At 75.3% G+C, this 18,896-nt stretch carries 19 protein-coding genes and 1 pseudogene; 13 read left to right on the top strand and 7 right to left on the bottom strand.

The annotated features are described in order from the left end of the window. From ABD347_RS00865 to ABD347_RS00850, 4 genes and pseudogenes are all read right to left on the bottom strand, one after another. A pseudogene (locus ABD347_RS00865) lies at positions 1–212 on the bottom strand (MinD/ParA family ATP-binding protein); the annotation flags it as partial. Positions 213–294: 82 nt separating this feature from the next. Further along, complete coding sequence (eccD, locus tag ABD347_RS00860) at positions 295–1,650, bottom strand: type VII secretion integral membrane protein EccD (protein WP_344355239.1); 1,356 nt, start codon at positions 1,648–1,650, stop codon at positions 295–297. Between the two features lie 99 nt (positions 1,651–1,749). After that, the gene (locus ABD347_RS00855) at positions 1,750–2,043 is read right to left on the bottom strand and encodes a hypothetical protein (RefSeq protein ID WP_344355238.1); all 294 of its coding nucleotides are present in this window, start codon (positions 2,041–2,043) and stop codon (positions 1,750–1,752) included. 101 nt (positions 2,044–2,144) lie between these two features. Then, the gene (locus ABD347_RS00850) at positions 2,145–2,648 is read right to left on the bottom strand and encodes a DUF5994 family protein (protein ID WP_344355237.1); all 504 of its coding nucleotides are present in this window, start codon (positions 2,646–2,648) and stop codon (positions 2,145–2,147) included. 201 nt (positions 2,649–2,849) lie between these two features. On the opposite strand from ABD347_RS00850, the gene ABD347_RS00845 reads away from it, so the two are divergent. From ABD347_RS00845 to ABD347_RS00805, 9 genes are all read left to right on the top strand, one after another. After that, complete coding sequence (locus ABD347_RS00845) at positions 2,850–3,416, top strand: DUF5994 family protein (RefSeq protein WP_344355255.1); 567 nt, start codon at positions 2,850–2,852, stop codon at positions 3,414–3,416. Positions 3,417–3,538: 122 nt separating this feature from the next. Then, positions 3,539–3,802: a hypothetical protein gene (locus tag ABD347_RS00840; RefSeq protein ID WP_344355236.1), complete on the top strand. Its 264-nt coding sequence runs from the start codon at positions 3,539–3,541 to the stop codon at positions 3,800–3,802. 114 nt (positions 3,803–3,916) lie between these two features. Further along, positions 3,917–4,273 carry a PRC-barrel domain-containing protein gene (locus tag ABD347_RS00835; protein WP_344355235.1) on the top strand — a complete coding sequence of 119 codons (357 nt, stop codon included), beginning with the start codon at positions 3,917–3,919 and terminating at the stop codon, positions 4,271–4,273. A 100-nt stretch (positions 4,274–4,373) separates the two neighbouring features. Continuing rightward, positions 4,374–4,541 (top strand): hypothetical protein, encoded by a 168-nt coding sequence (locus ABD347_RS00830; protein WP_344355233.1) that lies wholly within the window; start codon positions 4,374–4,376, stop codon positions 4,539–4,541. Positions 4,542–4,905: 364 nt separating this feature from the next. Further along, the gene (locus tag ABD347_RS00825) at positions 4,906–6,405 is read left to right on the top strand and encodes an ABC transporter substrate-binding protein (RefSeq protein WP_344355232.1); all 1,500 of its coding nucleotides are present in this window, start codon (positions 4,906–4,908) and stop codon (positions 6,403–6,405) included. A gap of 542 nt (positions 6,406–6,947) precedes the next feature. Beyond that, positions 6,948–8,636, top strand: coding sequence for an ABC transporter permease subunit (locus ABD347_RS00820; protein WP_344355254.1), 1,689 nt, complete (start codon positions 6,948–6,950; stop codon positions 8,634–8,636). Next, positions 8,626–9,618, top strand: a complete 993-nt coding sequence (locus ABD347_RS00815) for an ABC transporter ATP-binding protein (protein WP_344355231.1) — start codon at positions 8,626–8,628, stop codon at positions 9,616–9,618. Before ABD347_RS00820 ends, ABD347_RS00815 begins: the two co-directional genes overlap by 11 nt. After that, the gene (locus ABD347_RS00810) at positions 9,615–10,304 is read left to right on the top strand and encodes an ATP-binding cassette domain-containing protein (protein ID WP_344355229.1); all 690 of its coding nucleotides are present in this window, start codon (positions 9,615–9,617) and stop codon (positions 10,302–10,304) included. The genes ABD347_RS00815 and ABD347_RS00810 overlap by 4 nt, the downstream gene beginning before the upstream one ends. After that, complete coding sequence (locus tag ABD347_RS00805; protein WP_344355227.1) at positions 10,301–11,605, top strand: MFS transporter; 1,305 nt, start codon at positions 10,301–10,303, stop codon at positions 11,603–11,605. Before ABD347_RS00810 ends, ABD347_RS00805 begins: the two co-directional genes overlap by 4 nt. Here ABD347_RS00805 and ABD347_RS00800 read toward each other — a convergent pair. Both ABD347_RS00800 and ABD347_RS00795 read right to left on the bottom strand, forming a co-directional pair. Next, positions 11,520–11,744, bottom strand: coding sequence for a ferredoxin (locus tag ABD347_RS00800; protein WP_344355253.1), 225 nt, complete (start codon positions 11,742–11,744; stop codon positions 11,520–11,522). The genes ABD347_RS00805 and ABD347_RS00800 overlap by 86 nt on opposite strands. A 47-nt stretch (positions 11,745–11,791) precedes the next feature. Continuing rightward, a complete protein-coding gene (locus tag ABD347_RS00795) occupies positions 11,792–12,988 on the bottom strand; it encodes a cytochrome P450 (RefSeq protein WP_344355226.1) in 1,197 nt (398 codons plus the stop codon). A gap of 309 nt (positions 12,989–13,297) precedes the next feature. Between ABD347_RS00795 and ABD347_RS00790 the strand changes: the two genes are divergently transcribed. The 3 genes from ABD347_RS00790 to ABD347_RS00780 all read left to right on the top strand — a co-directional run bounded on the left by ABD347_RS00790 (position 13,298) and on the right by ABD347_RS00780 (position 16,700). Continuing rightward, entirely contained in the window at positions 13,298–13,630 is a 333-nt protein-coding gene (locus ABD347_RS00790; protein WP_344355225.1) for a hypothetical protein, read from the top strand. 328 nt (positions 13,631–13,958) lie between these two features. After that, positions 13,959–15,914 (top strand): protein-arginine deiminase domain-containing protein, encoded by a 1,956-nt coding sequence (locus ABD347_RS00785; protein WP_344355224.1) that lies wholly within the window; start codon positions 13,959–13,961, stop codon positions 15,912–15,914. 21 nt (positions 15,915–15,935) lie between these two features. After that, positions 15,936–16,700, top strand: coding sequence for a DUF72 domain-containing protein (locus ABD347_RS00780; protein WP_344355223.1), 765 nt, complete (start codon positions 15,936–15,938; stop codon positions 16,698–16,700). A gap of 123 nt (positions 16,701–16,823) precedes the next feature. On the opposite strand, the gene ABD347_RS00775 is transcribed toward ABD347_RS00780, so the two are convergent. Then, positions 16,824–17,357 carry a flavoprotein gene (locus ABD347_RS00775; protein ID WP_344355221.1) on the bottom strand — a complete coding sequence of 178 codons (534 nt, stop codon included), beginning with the start codon at positions 17,355–17,357 and terminating at the stop codon, positions 16,824–16,826. A gap of 197 nt (positions 17,358–17,554) precedes the next feature. On the opposite strand from ABD347_RS00775, the gene ABD347_RS00770 reads away from it, so the two are divergent. Then, entirely contained in the window at positions 17,555–18,838 is a 1,284-nt protein-coding gene (locus ABD347_RS00770) for a serine/threonine-protein kinase (RefSeq protein ID WP_344355220.1), read from the top strand. Positions 18,839–18,896 lie beyond the last annotated feature (58 nt).

Genomic DNA, 18,896 nt, shown 5'->3' with positions numbered 1-18,896 from the left:
GCCGCCTGCGGCGGGTGGGACCGCGTGGCGGCGCGGGGCGCCTGCGGCGCCGCGTCGGGTCGTGCGGGCGCGTCCGCCCCGGACGCGGCGGGCGGCTGGGTGTCCGCGGACCCGGCGCCCGGGGGCCGCGTACCCTCCCCGGGCGTGGCCTGCCGGGCTCCGGCGCGCAGATCGCGCAGGACGTCGCCCTGCCAGTTGTCTCCGTTCGGCATGTCTGCCCTTCTTCTCCCGCCCTGCCGCAGAACCCGGAACCCGGAACCCGGAACCTGGAACTCAGGACCCGGAACCCGGAACTCAGAACTTGTCGAGCAACTGCCCGTACACGCCGAACACACCGACCGCCAGCGGGAAGAGCCCCACCATGCCGATGGATTCGACCAGATCGGCCATGCGCCCCAGCCGAACCCGCACATGCTCCGGCGGCTGGACCGCCAGGACCACCAGCGGCAGCACCGCGGCCGCGCACAGCACCGCGAGCGGCCCGGCGCCCCCGGCGTGGTCCATCCACAGCATCACGAGGCGTACGACCAGCACAGCGGCCGCGGTGAAGAGCGCCACGACCTCCGCGACCAGGGGGAAGGCCCGCGCCCTGGACAGCAGCACCACGGCGACGACCGACGGCAGCACGACCGTCCAGACGCTCGGCCGGTCCGCCAGGGTGAGCAGCCACCCGCCGGCGGCCGCCGACAGCGCGGTGACGATCGTCGCGAGCGCGAGGCCCCGGTGCGTGGCCGCCAGGGCGTTGCCCACCTGGTGACGGCTGACGGAGGCGCCGCCCGAGCGCCGGTCGTCGAGCGCGGTGAGCCCCGACGCCATCAGGGCGAGCCGGGGCAGCAGGCCGAGCAGCACCACGGAGAAGACGGCCATGACGGCACCGAGCCTCGCCGGTTCGCCCTGGACTGCGGCGACGGCCTGCCACACCAGGGTGAGCCCCGCGGTGGCCCCGGCACCGATGAGCCCGCCGCGGCCGAGCGGAGAGAAGTACCCCAGCATCGCCAGCGTCACGGTGAGCGCGCCCGCGACGGCCGCGAGCCGGACGGCACCCGACCAGTCGTGCGCGTCGGCGGCGGTCCACGCGGCGAGGACTCCCAGCGCCCCGGAAGCGATCAGGAGCGCCGTCGCCAGGCCTCGGTTGCCCCGGCCGATCCGGGCGACGAGCGCCCCGGCAGCCAGGAGGACGAACGTCACCGCGGCGAGGGCGCCGGCCAGGGCGTCGAGCGCGAACTCCCTGCGGGCCAGCAGCGCGGCGGCCACCGCGAAGGCGACCGTCGCCACGCCCGCGCCGGCCCGGCGGGCGGCGGGGCGCCAGCGCCAGGCCTGGAGGTCGAGGTCGTCGGCCACCTGGTCGGTGACGTCGTGCACCACGGGCGCGGGCGGCGCGGAGTGCGCCCGGACGAGCCGGAGGACGGCGCCGTCGGCGATCCCGGCCGACGCGAGGGTGCTGTCGTGCGGCAGCGCGGAACCGTCGGACGTGATCAGCTGCCGGGTCATCGGCCGGGAGGCGGCGCGGTCGTCCAGCAACTGGAGGACGTCCGGGAGCAGTTGCCCGATCGGCGTGTCGGAGGGCAGGACGATGTCGGCCCGGCGCCGCTCGCCGACCAGGGTCACCCTGCTCAGTTGCGCCCGGGAAGTCGTTGCTGTGCTCACCACTTACGGGAACCTATCATCGCGACGTCGGGAACTTTCGGGACATTTCAACTGGTCTCGATGTCTGCACCGCCGACGTTTCCCCCATTCCCTTTACGGGTGTTACTGCGCACTCTTCCCGGAATCCGCAGACTTCTCCGGCTTTGCCGGTTGTTCGTAACGCTGTTCCTGCTTGCGCTGCTCGGCCTTCTGCTTGGCCAAGGTGTGCTGGAGGAAGGACCACCCGACGCACCCCGCGCACAGGACGGCAGCGATGGCGATGCCCGCGAACACCTTGCCGAGCCGCTCGTCCGCCGTGCGCCGCGCCCGCTGGGCGCCGAACAGCAGCGCGTCCCGCGTCCTGCGCCGGCGTACGGCCACCGACTCCAGGAGCTGGCTGTCGTAATCCCGTGCCATGCGTCGTCCGTCCCCCTTGCTTTGCCTCCGCAACATAAGGCATGGGCGAGCGGCCAGTACACCCCAGGGGGCCGCCCGTGGGGCCGGGAACGGCCCGGCGATCAGGAGATGGCGCGGCCCGTGCCGGTGTCGATGAGGATGTCGGTCGCGTCGGTGATGTTGTCGGCCCGCACCGCCCGCGCCATCGCCTCGCGGGCCGCGTCCGGAGTGGCGTGGGGAGGGACGACGAGGAGGGTGAAGTAGTCGCGTTCGCCCCGGGTGATGAGGACGGTGTCGTCCCCCACGGGGAACGAGTCGATGTGGACGACACGGTCGTCGACGACCAGACGCACGGGCAGGCCCTCCCACGCGTCGGCGTCCAGGCCCACGCGGGTCACCGGGCCGAGGTGCTCGGTGAGCGCGCCGACCAGGTCGGGCAGCTCGGCGCCGATGTCACGCGAGCGCGGCCACCAGGCGCCGTCCAGGATCCCCTCGCGGGACCGGGTGGTCCGGAGCCTCACCAGCGCCGAGCCGGGCTTCACCGCGTGGTGGATCGCCTCGGGGAGAAGCTGCCGCGAAGGCGGGGGTGGGGGCGGGGAGGGGGAGTCGGAGTCGGAGTGCGTCATGGTGGTGCCGCCCGTCTGACGGGTCCGCCGGCCGACCGGTCGGTGACTTTCACCGTACTCCGTCGGGCCGGACCTCCCCGCGGGCGCGGCGGAGTAGGCTGGGGGTGCCGGCAACTCTTCGTACACCCGCTTTCACGCGGGGTCGTTGCCGGCGATCGACGACACCGGCCGCACAGCCGGGGGCAGGTCCGTGCCATGACCGTGACCGAGACCATCGTCCGCACCGCATCCGATGAGCGCGTCCCGCTTCCCGCCCGCCTCTCCCTGACCCCGGCGGGCCATGTCGCGGGCCGGCTGGACGGCGCCTGGTGGCCGCGCTCCCGCGACCTCGCCCGGGAACTGCCGGCGCTGACCGCCACGCTGGACGGCCTGTGGGGGCGGATCACCCGGGTGACGGTGAATCCGGCGCAATGGCCGGTCATCCCGCGCAAGGTGCCCGTCGCCGGGCACACCGTGCACGTCGGATGGTTCACCGACGAGCAGGATCCGCACGCGCTGATCCTCCGCTCCTACTCCGTCGGCCGCTGGGACCTGCTGGTCGTACCGCCGGAGACCGGCGCCGCGGTCGCCGCCCGGCTGATGGCAGCCGCGGCCGGAGTGGGTGACCTCGGCACGGCGAGCGGACTGGTCGCCGGCGAGGCGGCCTGCGACGTTAGGGACGCCGCGGGCGGGGAAGTCGCATGGGAGACCGACGGCGGAGCAGCTACCGCACCGCCGCCGTCGCCGCTGCCGGACCAGCCGGTGACCGCCGCCGCGCCGGGCGGGTGACGCCCGTGGCGGGTGCGGACACCGCGGCGCCGGTGCTCCACCGTGACGACCGCCCTCCGACCTGGACGCCGGCTCGGAGACCTGACCGACGTACGGCCCCCCGCGTGAGGAACGATCCGACCATGAACACCGCGGAACCCCTGCCGGCGACCGGACACGCCGAGGTCCGGATCGTCGCCGCGTCCCCCGAGACGGCCCGCCGTGTCGCGGAGATCCTCCGGCGCTGCTTCGACGCGGCCGAGCAGCGGAGCTACCCCGCCGGGGTGGAGGGAGGCACCCGGCTGCACCTCACCCTGGACACCACCCGCCCGGCCGAACCCGCCCGCTCCTGGCTCTCCACCAGCACCTCCACGGCCGACGACCCCTCGCACGCCGACGAGGCCTGACCGGTCCGGCCCGCCGGGCCGTGCGGTGCGGTGGCGCAGGTGAGCGTGCGGGCGGAGGCTGGACAGCGAGAAGGCGAGAACGAGCCGCATGGACCCGCTCAGAGGGCAGAACGCATGATCCAGTCAGCAGACATCCGCGAGTGGCGCAACCACGACGTGGTGGACCCGAAGGGGCACAAGATCGGTGTCCTGGAGGCCGTCTACGTGGACACCGCCACCGACGAACCGGCCGTGGCCACCGTCCGGACAGGGCTGCCCACGCGGCAACGGCTCGTGTTCGTCCCCCTCGACGAGGCGGTCGTCGGACCGGACTACCTCAGGGTGGCGCACCCCAAGGGTGAGGTCCGCAAGGCCCCGTCCATCGGCACGGACGACGTCCTGCCCGCCGAGAGCGAAGCGGAGATCTTCCAGCACTACGGGCTGCCGTACGAGCCCGGAGCCAACGGCGAACGGAAGCTCGCGCGCCGCTGACCCTCGGCCCGGGTCGAACCGTCCGGCTCGATCGCCCACGTCGATCCGTCCCGGTCGAACCGCCCGGTCGAACCGCCCAGTCGAGGAGGTGCCCGTTTCCATGGCGCTGTTCCTGTTTCTGATCATCGTCGCCATCGTCCTCGGGCTCATCGGCGTCGTCGCCGAGGGCCTGATGTACCTGCTGATCATCGGCATCGTCGTACTCGTCCTCGACGTGGCGTTCTTCGGGTTCCGCTTGTTCCGGAACTCCCGCCGCCCGCTGCGCTAGGGGCGCCACCACCCGGCGGCCCGGCCGCTGTTGACGCTCGCCGGTGAGGTGCGAGGCCACCGGCTGGAGCACCACGTCCCGGCGCGCCCTCCGGCCGGAGGGCCGGTCGCGCGGGGCCCGGTACCGGCGCACTCCGCCCCATGACTCCTCCGCGCGGCCGGCGTGGCCCGCGTGCCCCTCCTCCGATCCGTCCGGGTACGGACCGGTGCGGCGCACGACGCTCGGCGCGTTCTCCGCCGTCCGGTGCGGCGGTCATGGCCCGTGCCGTCGGTGCGGCCGGGGGAATTATTGAAAATGATTGTCATCGTGTTACGGTCGCCGCCTTCCCCCTCCCCTGTCGCTCACCGCTGCCCGGAAGGTCCCCGTGCGCCTGCCCTCCCGCCCCCTCCAAGCCGCCGCCCTGGCCTCCGCCGCCACCTTGCTCACCGGCTGTTTCGCGGCCACCGGGCAGGGCTCCGGAGCTCCCGGCGAGCGCATACGCGTGACGATGATGAACCCGCCGCGTTCCGGGCTCTCCCCGCTCTCCGACGACGCCTTCAAGCTGTCCCGGTGGTCCACCGCCGAGACGCTCGTCACCCTCGACGCCAACGGCGACCCCCGCCCCGCCCTGGCCACCTCCTGGCGGCAGAACGGCCGGACGTGGAGCTTCACCGTCCGCGACGGCGTCACCTTCCACGACGGCAGCCCCCTCACCGCGAAGGCCGTCGCGCACTCCCTCACCAAGGCCGCGACCGCCTCGCCCAAGCCCCGCATCCTCGACGGCGTCGACCTCGCGGTGACCGCGTCCGGTCGCACCGTCACCGTCACCACCGCCACCGCCGACCCGCTCGTCCCGCAGCGGCTCAGCTCGCCCCAGCTGTCGATCCTGTCGGCCAAGGCGTACCGGGGGAAGACCGTCAGCCCCGTCGGCACGGGAACCGGCGCGTTCCGGCTCACCGATGTCGACGGCACGTCGTCCGCCGCCCTCGACCGGTACGACGGCTACTGGGGCACGAAGGCCAAGGCGCCGGGCATCGACGTCACCTTCGTCCCCGACGGGACCGCCCGCGCCGCCGCGCTGCGCAGCGGGGAGGCCGACATCGTGGAGGCCATACCGGTCTCGCAGGCCGCGCTCCTCGACCAGGAGCTCATCACCGAGGTGCCGATGCCGCGCACCAACACCCTTTACCTGAACACCGCCAAGGGGCCCTTCAAGAATCCCGGGCTCCGCGCCGCCGCCCGCCGCGCCATCGACGCCGCAGCGATTGCCCAGGGCGTCTACGAAGGGCGCGCCGACGTCGCCCGGGGCCTGCTCGGGCCGGCACTCCCCTGGGCCGCCGCCCTGCGCGCGGAGCGGGAACGGACCGAGCCGAAGCGGGCGGCGGCGACCGCCCCGGGCGGCGCGGCCATCACCATCGGAACGTTCACCGACCGCGCCGAACTGCCCGAGGTCGCCCAGACGCTCCAGCAGCATCTCCAGCGGGCGGGGTTCACGGTGAAGCTGGAGGTGCGGGAGTACGCGAACATCGAATCCGACGCGCTGGCGGGCGAGTTCGACGCGTTCATCCTGTCCCGGGCCACCGTCCTCGACTCCGGCGACCCGGCCGCCTACCTCTACAGCGACTTCGCCTCCCGAGGCTCCTTCAACATCGCGCAGCTGGCCGACCCCACCGTCGACAAGGCCCTGGACAAGGCCGCCGCGACGAAGGCGGGCGACGCCCGCCGCCGGGCCGTCATGGCCGCCGAGGCCGCCGTCCTCGCCACCGACGCGGCGATCCCGATGGTGCACGAACGGGTCGTCCAGGGTGACGCGCCCGGTGTTGTCGGTGCCGAGCACGACCCGCGCGAACGGCTGCTCGTCACGCCCGCCACGTACGTCAAGTGAGGGACGCGCTGGCGGAGAGCTCCGCCGTACTCAGGCGCGGTGCCGCCGGCCTCCGACGGAGCGCCGCCGAATTGACGCGCACCATCGGCCCCGAGCGGCACGCGGCCGCGTCCCGGGACGCGGGCTCGGCGCGGGACGCGGGTGCGGTACGCGGCGCGGGCGCGGCGCAGGGGGCGGGCTCGGCGCGGGACGTCCGTGCGGCGCACGGCGCCGCTGCGGCTCAGGACGCCAATGCGGCCCGGGACACGGGCTCCGCGCGGGACGCGGGTGCGACGCAGGACGCGGGTGCGACGCAGGACGCCTGTGCGGCGCGGGACGCGGGCGTGACGCAGGGGGTGGATGAGGTACCCGACGCGGGTGCGGCGCACGGCCCCGGCGCGGCCCGGGACGCCGATGCGGCCCAGGAAGCGGGCCCCGCGCGGGGCGCGGTTGGGATGCCGGGTGCCGACTCGCCGCAGGACGCCCGTGGGGCGTGGTGGGCGGGGGTGGTGCGGAGAGCCGGGCGGACGGGGTGGCGCGCGGGTGGGGCGCGGGGCGCGGGGATGGCCGGGGCGCTGGTCGCCGTCCTCTCGGTCGTGGGGCTGCTGCCCTGGCTGTCGGGCCGGGATCCGGCGCTGACGGTGCTGCGTGCCCGGTCGGCCGAGCAGGAGGCCACGCCCGAGGCGCTGGCCGCCATCCGCGCCGACCTGGGGCTGGACGCCGAGCCGTTGGCGCTGCTGGGCGGCTGGGCGGCCGGGCTGGCCCGGGGGGACCTCGGGACCTCCTGGGTGTCCGGCACCGACGTCCTGCCGTCCGTGGTCGCCGGACTCCAGGTCTCCCTGGGCCTGATGGGCGCCGCGCTCGCGGTGGCACTGGTCGTGGCGGTCGCCCTGGCCGCGCCGGTGCTGGTGCGCGGGCGGGGCACGTCCGGGGCGTTCGCGGCGATGCTCGCCGCCGTCCCCGAGTTCCTGCTGGCCACCGTGGTGCTGATCGTCGCCGGGGTGTGGCTCGGATGGCTGCCCACCTCCGGCTGGCAGGGGCCCGCGCACCTGGTGGGGCCCGCCGTCGCGCTCGGCGTCCCGGCGGGCGGACTGCTCGGGCGGCTGGTCGCCGACGCGCTGCCCGCCGTGCTCGACGAGCGGTGGGTGGAGCTGTGGCGCGGCGCGGGGGTGTCCCGCCCACGGGTGGCGCTCGCCGCCCTCCGTCGCGTACTGCCGCCGCTGGTACCGCAGTTCGGCATGGTGGCGGTCGGGCTCACGGGCGGGGCGGTCGCCGTGGAGACGGTGTTCGCGGTGCCCGGCATCGGGCGTACGTCACTGGGCGCGGCCACGTCGCAGGACCTCCCGCTGCTCCAGGGCTCCGTGCTGGCGCTGCTCACGCTGGGTCTGGCCGTCGGCGCGGCCGCCGCCCTGGCCCGCCGGCGGCTGCTGGGTCCGGGCCTGCGGGACGCGGGGCTGACGCTGCCCACCGCCCGGGCCCGGCGGGTCGCCCCCGCCGTACCGCTCGTGCTCGCGGCACTCCTCGCGGCCGTCATCGGATGGGGGCTGCTGCGCGACCCGTACACCGTCGGGACCGCCGCCCGGCTCGCCCCGCCGTCGCTCGCGCACCCGTTGGGGGCGGACGGTCTCGGCCGTGACGTGCTCGCCCGGCTCGGGCACGGAGCGGCGGCGACCGTCGGCACGGCGGTGGCCGTGTGCGCGCTCAGCTGGCTGCTGGCGGTGGCCCTCGGCTTCGTACCCCGGATGACGGCCGGGCTCTCCGACATCGCCAACGCCCTGCCCCCGGTGATCGTCGGCATCCTGGTCGCCGCCGTCCTCGGCCCCGGCACGGGCGGCGCCGCGCTCGCCGTGGCCCTGCTCTCCTGGCCGCCGCTCGCCGCCCACGCGGCGGCCCTCGTCCAGGAGGTGAGGGCCTCGGGCTTCCTGCTCGCCCAGAAGGCGATCGGGGCGTCAGCCGGCTGGATCCTGTGGCGGCACGTCCTCCCCTCCGTCGCCGCCCCGGTCGCCCGGCACGCGGTGCTGCGCCTGCCGGGCACGGCCCTCGCCCTGGCCTCGCTGGGCTTCCTGGGGCTCGGCGCCCAGCCGCCCGCCCCGGAGTGGGGACTGCTGCTGAACGAGTCCCGCGCCTACGTCGAACGGGCGCCGTGGGCGGCGCTGGCGCCCGCCCTCGCGCTCGCGCTGCTCGCGGGGCTGGCGGTCACGCTGTCGGCCCACCCCGCCCGTACCGGGAGGAGGTCGTCCCATGGCGGCTGAGCCGCTGCTCTCCGTGCGTGACCTCTCGGTGGCCTTCGGGCCCGTCGAGGTGGTGCGCGGTCTCTCCTTCGACGTGTACGGGGACGACGTCCTCGCCCTCGTCGGCGAGTCCGGCGCCGGCAAGTCCCTGACGGCGCGGGCGCTGCTCGGCATGGAGCCGCGCACGGCGACCGTCGGCGGCACCGTGCGGATGCGGACGGCCACCGGCACCACCGGGGTACGCGAGGGGGCGGGCCGGCTGTGGGGGCGCCGGGTGGCGCTCGTACCGCAGGACGCGCTGTCCGCGCTGTCACCCGTGCACCCGGTCGGTGACCAACTGGCCGCGGCCGTCCGCTCCGTACGGCACCTGTCACGCCGGGACGCCAGGGCCAGGGCGGCCCTGGCCCTGGAGCGGGTCGGCGTCCCGGCGGCCAGGGCCCGCGCGTATCCGCACGAGCTGTCCGGCGGGATGCGGCAGCGTGCCGTGATCGCCATGGCGCTGGTCAACGAACCCGAACTCGTCGTCGCCGACGAACCGACCACCGCCCTCGACCCCGGCCTGCGGGAACAGGTCCTCCGCGTGCTCACCGAACAGCGGGAGGCGGCGGGCGCGGCGCTCCTGCTCATCACCCATGACCTGGAGGCGGTCCGGGCGCACGCCGGCCGGGTGCTGGTGATGTACGCCGGACGGCACGTCGAGTCGGGCCCCGTCGACCGGGTGTTCACCCGGCCCCGCGCCCCGTACACCGCCGGGCTCCTGGCGGCCCTCACTCCCGTGCGACGGGGCCGCCGCCTGCCCGCCATCGCCGGTGCGCCGCCCGCGCCCGGCGCGCTGCCGCCCGGGTGCGCCTTCGCGCCGCGCTGCCCGCTCGCCGAGGACCGCTGCCGGACGCGGAGCCCGGAGCCGCTGGCGGTGGACGACCGGGTGGTCTCCTGCCACCGCTGGGACGCCGTGCCCGGTTCCGCCGCCGACGCCGCCGGCCTGTTCCTGGAGCGCACATGAGCCACGCCCTGCTCGACGTCCGTGACCTGGTCGTACGGTACGGCTCGGCCGTCGCCGTCGACCACGTCTCCTTCGACCTGCGTGCCGGGGAGACCCTGGCCCTCGTCGGCCCCTCGGGCTGCGGCAAGTCCTCCACCGCCATGGCCGTGCTCCAGCTGCGCCGCCCGGCGGCCGGGGAGGTCCGGTTCGAGGGGCGTGAGCTCACCGGGCTCGACGAGCGTGAACTGCGGCCGCTGCGGCCGGCGATGCAGCCGGTCTTCCAGGACCCGTACGGTTCGCTCAGCCCGCGCCGCAGCATCCGGGACGCCGTCGCCGAACCACTGCGCGTCCAGGGCCGCTGGAGCGCCGCCACCGGCCCGGCGCGGGTCGCCGAACTGCTCGCCCTGGTCGGTCTGGACGACGCCGCGCACGGCGGGCGGCTGCCGCACGAGCTGTCCGGCGGGCAGTGCCAGCGCGCCGGTATCGCGCGGGCGCTGGCGAGCGAGCCGAGGCTCCTCGTCCTCGACGAGCCGGTCTCCGCGCTCGACCCGTCCGTCCGGGCCGGGATCCTCAACCTCCTCTCCGACCTCCAGGAGCGGCTCGGACTGGGGTTCCTCTTCATCTGCCACGACATGGCGCTCGTGCGGCACTTCGCCGACCGGACCGCCGAGATGCGGGCCGGCCGGATCGAACGGATCGGCCCGTGAGCCCCCTCGGCCGGCTTCTCGTCGGCAGCCAGTTCGCGTTCAACACCGGGTTCTTCGCCGTCCTTCCGTACCTCGCCGAGCACCTGAGCGGCACGCTCGGCCTGGGGGGCTGGCTGGTCGGTCTCGTGCTGGGGCTGCGCACCTTCAGTCAGCAGGGCCTGTTCGTGGTCGGCGGGGCGCTCACCGACCGGTTCGGTCCCCGTCCCGTGGTGCTGGCCGGGTGCGCCCTCCGGGTGGCCGGGTTCCTGTGGCTGGCGGTCGCCGGCTCGGTGTGGACGGTGACCGGCGCCGTCCTGCTGGTCGGGTTCGCCGCCGCGTTGTTCTCACCCGCCGTGGAGTCGGAGGCCGCACGGGAGGCGGTACGCCACGAGGCGGCGACCGGTGTGCCGCGCACCCGCCTGCTCGCCCGCTTCTCGGCGGGCGGCCAGGCGGGCGCGCTGATCGGCCCGGTGCTGGGCGTCCTGCTGCTGCGCGGGGGGTTCGGCGCGGCCTGCGTGGCGGGGGCGGCGGTCTTCACCCTGGTCCTGGCGGGGCACTGGCGGCTGATGCCGCGCCGGGAGGCCGGCCCCGCACCGGCCGAGGGGGCACGGTCCCCCTCCCCACCGGTGCGGGAACTGCTCGGCGACCGGCGCTTCCTGGCCCTCGCCCTCGCGTACTCCTCCTATCTGCTGGCCTACAACCAGCTGTACCTGGCGCTGCCCGCCGAGCTGGAGCGGGCCACGGGGTCACAGGCCGCGCTCGGCTGGCTCTTCGCGCTGTCGTCGGTGCTGGTGGTGGGTGCGCAGTTGCCGCTGGAGCGGTGGGCCGCGGCACGGCTCTCGTGGGGCGCCTCGATCCGGACGGGTCTGCTGCTGATCGCCACCTCCTTCGCGGTGGCCGGGGCGCTGCGGCCCGTGGGCGGCCTGTGGCCGTCGCTGGCGTTCGTGGTGCTGCTGACGTTCGGCCAGATGCTGGTGGTGCCCGCCACGCGGGCGTGGCTGCCCGACCTGGTCGACGAGCGGCGGCTGGGGCTGTGCACGGGCGCTTTGTCGTCCCTGTCGGGTGCCGTGGTGCTGGCCGGGGGCGCGCCGGCCGGCGCGCTGGTGGAGGCGGGCGGCGCCTGGCCGTGGGCGGTACTGGCGGCCGTGCCGCTGGTGGGGCTGGCCCTGGTCCCGCACCGTCCGGCGGGTGCGGCGGCGGGCGGCGCGGGGGTGGCGGCGGGCGGGTCCGGCGCCGTCAGCGCCCCGGCCCTGCCGCCCCCTCCGGCAACTCCGCCCCCTCCGGCCGGCGGATCCGTTCCGGGCGGCGCCCCAGGACGGTGATCGCACCGGCGGGGCAGAGTCCAGCGGCCTCGTGGGCGGCGGCGGTGACCGGCCCGGCCGGCGGCCGCGCGTCCAGCAGCAGTACCCGGCCGTCCCCGGGGTCCTGGTCGAACACCTCCGGGGCGGTCAGGGCGCACATGCCGGAACCGGCGCAGCGGTCACGGTCGACGCGCAGGCCCGGGCCGGTCACCCCTCGTCCCAGGTGACGGGGAGCCGTCGTACGCCGTGGATGGTGGCGTTCACCCGCAGCGGCACCTCCTCGGGCGGTACGGCAGGCCGCAGCGTCGGGAAGCGCGTGAACAACGCGGGGATGGCCACCCGCATCTCGACGCGGGCCAGTTGCTGGCCCAGGCACTGGTGCATGCCGTGGCCGAAGGCGAGATGCCCGGTGGCCTTCCGGCGTACGTCGAGGGTGTCGGGGTCGGGGAACCTGGCCGGGTCCCGGTCGGCGGCCTGGAGCGAGACGGTGACCGTCTCCCCGGCCTTGATCAGCCGCCCGTTCACCTCGACGTCCTCCAGCGCCGTCCGCGCTCCCGTGTGGGCGATGGTCAGGTACCGCAACAACTCCTCCACCGCCTGGTCGGCGAGGTCCGGTTCGGCGCGCAGGGCGGCGACCTGGCCGGGGTTGCTCAGCAGGGCGAAGGTGCCGAGTCCGATCATGTTGGCGGTGGTGTCGAGCCCGGCCGCGAGGAGGAAGCTGCCGACGCCGGCGAGCTCCGCGTCCGTGAGGTCGGTACCGGCCAGCTCGCCGAGCACGTCGTCCGTCGGGTGCTTCCGTTTGGCGAGGGCCAGTTCGTGGACGTACTCGGTGAGGCGGGTGAACGCGGCCATCTGCTCGTCGAAGGGCGCCTCGGGGTCGAAGACCGCTGCCGAGCGGCGGGTGAAGACCTCGCGGTCGGCCTCGGGTACGCCCAGCAGCTCGCAGATCAGCAGCGCGGGGACGGGGTGCGCGTACGCCTCCACCAGGTCCAGGGGCGGTCCGTGGCGCTCCATCGCGTCGAGGTGCTCGGCGGTGATCTGCTCGACGCGCGCGGTCAGCCGGCGCATCCGGCGGACGGTGAACCTGCCGGCGAGCAACCGCCGGTAGCGGGTGTGCTCCGGTGCGTCCAAGCCGCTCAGGTCGCCGACCGGTGCCGGGGGCGGCGGGCCCTCCGGACCGCCCGGGAGCGGAAGGTGCATCAGCTCGTACCGCGAGCTGAAACGGGAGTCGGCCATGATCGCGCGGACCGTGGCGTGGTCGGTGGCCAGCCAGCCGATGTGCCCGTCGGGGTAGCGCATCCGCGTCAGCGGCTCCTGCTCCCGCAGGCGGGCGAGCCCGGGGGGCGGGTCGAAGGGGCGGCCTTCGGCTCGTTCGTACGGTAACTGGACGGGGTCGTGGTGCATCGTGGTGCCTTTCCTTCGAAGCGGGAGTGGGCGGGCGATGAGCCGCTCGGCCGGGGGCGCGTACGTCGTCCCCGGCGGTGGCCGCCGCCACCGAGGCGGGTTTTCCGGCCTCACTGAGCCATAGTGACGCCACAATGGCGTCACCACAAGCCTTATTGGTGCCAGTCTGGCGCTTTGTGGCGCCGTGATGCCGCTATCCGGTGCCGTGTCGGGGGACAGCCGTGCCTTCCGCCCGGGCCGCGGCGTTCTCGGAGTACCGCAGGCCGACCCGGAACACCGAGGCCGAAAGACCGACCCGGAAAGAAGCTCATGAACAGGACCCGCCGCGTCACCGCCCGTATCGTCGCCACCACCGCCGCCACCGCGACCCTCGCCCTCGGAGGCGCGGCCACCGCCCAGGCGGCCGCCGCCGACCCGTTGAGCGGCCTCACCGGCGCGGTGCCCGCCGGTGGTCTCCCCGCCGGTCTCCCCGGGGGCCTCACCAACGGCCTCGGCGGTGGCCTCCTCGACAGCGTGTCCGGACCTCTGGGCGGCGTGACCGCACCGCTCGGCAGCGCGACCCAACTCGCCTCCGCGGGCGGTCTGTCCGGCGCCACCCAGTTCGTCCAGGGCCTGGTCAGCACGCTGTCCGCCGTGCGATAGGCCACGACAGGGGCCGACGGCCCCTGCTCGGCGCGGGGCCGCGACCGGTGACACACCCGGTCGCGGCCCCGCCCGTATCCCCCTGCGCCGGTCACCGGCAGCCGGCAGCCGCGCCGTACCGCCGGTCCGAGGCGGGGGCACGGCGCCGGACCGTTCCCGGACCTGGACCCCGCCTCCGTCGGCCCCACCACCCACCGGGACACCCAACCGGCACACCGCCGGAACCCACCGGTTATCCGCCAATCCCCGCCCACGCCCGTACCGCAGGCAACGCGACGCTCCTCCACGCCCTCTTCCGGCTCGGCAACCCGAGCCCACGAAGGGACGCATGGTGGTTACGAGCACCACAAGCACCACGAGCACCGCGAGACGAACGGCCCTGGCCCTCACCGCGATCGGCGCCGTACTGGCACCCTCGGCGCCCGCGTTCGCCGCGCCCGGCGCGCCGGCGCCGCCCCCCGTCGACCTCCGGGCGGACGTGAACCGGGACGGGCGGGTCGACACCACCGGCGCGACGGACACCGCCGGGGAGGACACCTGGAGCGCGACCCGGGGCGCGGTGTTCCTGCCCAACATCGACGACGACACCAAGCGCTGCCCGACCGCGGGCCCCGGCGGAAAGCCGCTCTCCGACGCCGGGCTCGCCGCCTGCGACGACGCGTCCGACGCCGTCATCAACGGCAACGCCGACCTCGCCGATCTGGCCCGTGTCCGTGCCGTACCGATGACGAACCTGCCCGCCACGGCGACCGGTGCCGTGAGCGTCCCGGCGGGCGGCAGGCACACCCGGGTGTTCGTCAAGCGCGCCACCGGCTGGGCGCACGTCACCGGCAGGACCCGCCTCACCGCCGCCGAGTTGCGGGCCGGGATCGAGTTCGGCGTCGAGAGCACCGACATCGTCCGCGACAGCAAGGTCTGGGACGGCCGCGCCGTGATCCGCCTGACCGTGACCGCGCCGAACAGACCGGCCGGCACCGACGACATCACCCTGCGCGTCGCACCGCTCCTGACGCACCACCATCTCCAGAAGGCGCAGCAGGTGCTCGTCACCAAGGTGCCGGGCAAGGACTTCTACGCGCGCCGCCAGCAGGCGTTCGTCAACGGGCTGGCCAAGGAGGTGAAGGCCGCCGGGATCAGCCGGCCGCTCATCACCTTCGACAAGTACCAGGACATCTGGGCCCAGGACTTCGTGGAGCCGGGCTATGTGAGCATGACCGGTCCCGGCGGGCGCCGCCAGGTCATACGCGTGATGCTGCGCTCGGCGCAGCCCGACCGCGAGGCGGGCCGCGAGCTGTTCGAGAAGCTGCGCGGCAACGGCGTGGGCGTCGTCCAGGTCTCGGGGGTCCGGGACTCGGAGGAGTGGACGCTGAACTCGATGGGGAACCTGGAGACCATTCCCCCGTACGCCCACAAGGGCCGGTCCTTCCCCGCCGGGCGCATAATCATGGGCGAGCGCAAGGACGACGGCTCGAAGCCCGCGCGGGCGATGCGCACCATGCTGGCGTCCCAGGGCTTCCAGGACCCGCTGCTGCTGGACACCTCCTGGCTGCACGTGGGTCACGTGGACGAGTTCGTGCAGTTCCTCCCCGCGCCGGGCACCCCGCGCGGCTGGAAGCTCGGCATCGCCGACCCCGAGGCGGGGCTGAAGCTGCTGCGCGACGCGCAGAAGGCCGGGCACGGCAAGACGCGGATGTTCTCCGTGCCGGACTCCGAGGAGCTGCTCGCCCCGAAGGAGACCATCGACCAGGCGCTCGCCTCCAAGGAGCTCGTCGCCGACAACGCACTGGCCGCCGCCCGGATCAAGGCCAACCTGGCGGTGCTCCAGCGGGAGACGGGCGTCACGGACGCCGAGGTCGTCCGCGTACCGGCGCTGTACACGCGCGGCAAGGAACAGGTGGGCGAGCGCGGCGAGCGGGTGCCCCGGCTGTCACGGCTGGGCGCCGGCGAGGTGCCGGAGGCGGTCAGCGCGTACGGCCAGCAGAAGCGGCTGGACCGCCGCGAAGGGCGGGCCGCCGGTCCCGGAACCGTCATGACCAGCGCGTACGTCCCGGGCGCCGTCAACGGCATCCTGCTCGGCGGCGACCGGTACCTGGCCCCGCGCCAGTGGGGGCCGGTGATCGGCGGCAGGGACATCTTCACGACCGCCGTGACCGCCGCCTACGCGGGCGCCGGGCTGAAGGTCTCGTACATCGACGACTGGGACACCTACCACCTGGGCATGGGCGAGGTGCACTGCGGGACGAACACCCTGCGGGACGCCTCCGCCGCGTGGTGGAAGCGGTAGACAGCGGGGAGCATGGGTGATGTGCCCATGCTTGTCGGAACCTCGGGGTGGCAGTACGCGGACTGGCGCGGCGGGCTCTACCCGTCCGGGCTGCCGCAGCGGCTGTGGCTGGAGGAGTACGTCCGCCACTTCGCGACCGTGGAGAACAACAACGCGTTCTACCGGCTGCCCACCACGGAGGTCTTCACCGCCTGGCGTGAACGGACCCCGGAGGGGTTCGTCATGGCGGTGAAGGCCAGCCGCTACCTGACCCACATCAAGCGGCTGCGCGACCCCGAGGAGCCGGTGGAGCGGCTGATGGGCCGGGCGGCGGGCCTCGGCGACCGGCTGGGGCCCGTCCTGGTGCAGTTGCCGCCGAACTTCCGCGAGGACACCGGCGCGCTCGACGCCTGCCTGCGCTGCTTCCCGGACGCGGTCCGGGTGGCCGTCGAGCCGCGCCACCCCTCCTGGTGGGAGGCGGAGCGGCAGGTGCGGGCGGTGCTGGAGCGGTACGGCGCCGCGCTGTGCTGGGCGGACCGCGGCTCCCGGCCGGTGACCCCGCTGTGGCGCACGGCGCCCTGGGGGTACGTACGGCTCCACGCCGGCGCCGCCCGGCCGTGGCCCCGCTACGGGCACCGGGCGCTGGCGTCCTGGGCGGGGCGCGTGGCCGCCGCCTGGCCGGACGAGGACGACGTGTACGTGTACTTCAACAACGACCCCGGCGGGGCCGCCGTCCTGGACGCCGCCGTGTTCGCGCGTGCGGCGACCGCGCTCGGCCGGACGGTGACGCGAACGCCCGCCCCCTGACCCCGCCGCACCCTTCGCGCCCGCCGCGGCCCGAGCGGCCCGAGCGCCCGGCCTCGGGCGCGCACGGCCTCGGGCGCCCGCGGCCGTACCTCCCCGCGTCCCCGGCGGCCGCCGGGGCGGGCCTCAACCACCCGCCACGGGACGGATGTCCAGCAGATCCAGGGCCTCCTCCCAGCGGAAGCCGCCGGACGTGAGCTGGTCCGGGTCCTGGCCGCCGACGCGGACGCCCATCTCCCGGAGGGTGTCCAGGCTCCGCCGGTAGGCGGGGTGGGCGGCCTGGGCGGTGCTGAGGCACGGCAGGACGGCGGTGGGCACCCCGGCGCCGTACGCCTCGCAGAGGATGCCCAGCGCGAGGGTGTCGGATATCCCGGCGGCCCACTTGTTGATGGTGTTGAAGGTGGCGGGGGCGACCGCGATGGCGTCCGGATCGGGCAGCGGGCGCGGGTCGCCGGGGCGGCGCCAGGCGGAACGGATGGGGTGGCCGGTGCGCGCCTCGATGGCGGCCGCGTCGATGAAGCCCAGGGCGAGGGGCGTGGCCACGACGCCGACGTCCCACTGCCGTTCCCGCGCCGCGGTGATGAGCGTGCCGACGCCGGGGGCGACGCCGGAGGCGCAGACGACGACGTACAGGAAGGGCTTCCGTGGCTGGTCGGGCACGTGAGGGCTCCGGGTGTGTCGTGGCCGGGATGCCGGTGCGTCCCGTGGTGTACGCCGATGGTGCCGCAGTGCGAGCGCCGCGCGGTAGGTACCCTGAGCCCGTCGCGGACTCTCCCATCACCCCCTCCGTACGGTGCAGTTGTTCCGCCGGCGTCGGTTGGGGTGGCGGATCGATCGGAATCAGGCAGGTGCACAGGGTGCTGGTGGCGGATCGGTACCGGTTGGAGTCGCCCATCGGCCGCGGCGCGATGGGCGAGGTCTGGCGCGCCACGGACGAGGTACTGGGCCGGCCGGTGGCCATGAAGCTGCTGCTGGGGGACGACTCCGACGCGCAGACGGCGGCCCGGTTCCGGCTGGAGGGCCAGACGGCGGCCCGGCTGAGCCACCCGCACGTGGTGGCGGTGTTCGACTTCGGGGCCTGGGAGGGCCGCTTCTACCTGGTCATGGAGCTGGTGGAGGGGCGCAGTCTCGCGCAGGAGCTGGCGGCCGCCGGTTCGCTGGACGCTCCGCGCGTGGCCGCCGTCGCCGCGCAGACCGCGGCGGGGCTGGCGTCGGCGCACCGGCAGGGGATCGTGCACCGGGACATCAAGCCGGGGAACCTGATGGCGGACGCCGACGGCACGGTCAAGCTGGGGGACTTCGGCATCGCCCGGTTCGTCGACGACCCGGCCGCCGCGCTGACCCAGGCCGGGCAGATCGTCGGCACCAGCCTGTACCTGGCCCCGGAGCGGGCGCTGGGGCAGCCGGCCGGCCCGGCGTCGGACGTGTACTCGCTCGGGTGTGTGCTGTACCAACTGCTCACCGGGCGGCCGCCGTTCCACGCCGACACCGCGACGGCCATCCTGTACCAGCACATCGACACCGTGCCCGTGCCGCCGCTGCGGCTCGGGGTGGACGTGCCGCCCGCGTTCGAGAACTACCTGCTGGGGATGCTCGCCAAGCAGCCCGAGGAGCGGCCCACGGCCCAGGAGGTGGCCGACTGGTTCGGTTCGGGTGCCTGGCAGGGGCGGGCGCAGTGGCTCCCGGCGTCGGCCCCGGCCGCCGCGCCCGCCCCGGCCGCCGCGCCGCGTGTACCGGCTGCCGGGCGGGTACCGGCCGCCGCCGCGCCTGTACCCGCTCCGGCGCCGGGGCGGACCGCGCCCGTGCCGGGGCCCGCCCGCCCCGGCGGCCCCCTGCCGACGGCGGCGCCCGCGCCCGCGGGGCCGGCCGGCGGTACGGGGACCACGTACATGCTGCCGAACGTCCCGCGTCAGGGCGGCCGGGGCAGGCGCGCCCTGCCCGCCCAGCGCGGTGCCGGCGGTGCCCGGCAGTTCGTCAGGCGGCGGCCGCGGGTGGCGAGCGTCATCGCGGGAAGCGTGGCCTTCTTCAGCGCCGTACTGATCGGCATGGCGCTGTTCTCGCCCGACTCCACGTCCACCGAGACGCCCCGGGTGGAGATCGCCGTGACACCCGGCGCTCCGGGCGGGGACGCCGGGCGCTGAGCGCCCGGCCGCGAACGCCCGGCGCGGGAGGGGCCACGGCACCGATCGGGTCCCGCTC

The sequence above is a fragment of the Streptomyces gobitricini genome (assembly GCF_039532985.1).
GTDB lineage: Bacteria > Actinomycetota > Actinomycetes > Streptomycetales > Streptomycetaceae > Streptomyces > Streptomyces gobitricini.
This window is presented reverse-complemented; position numbering and strand designations above follow the sequence as displayed.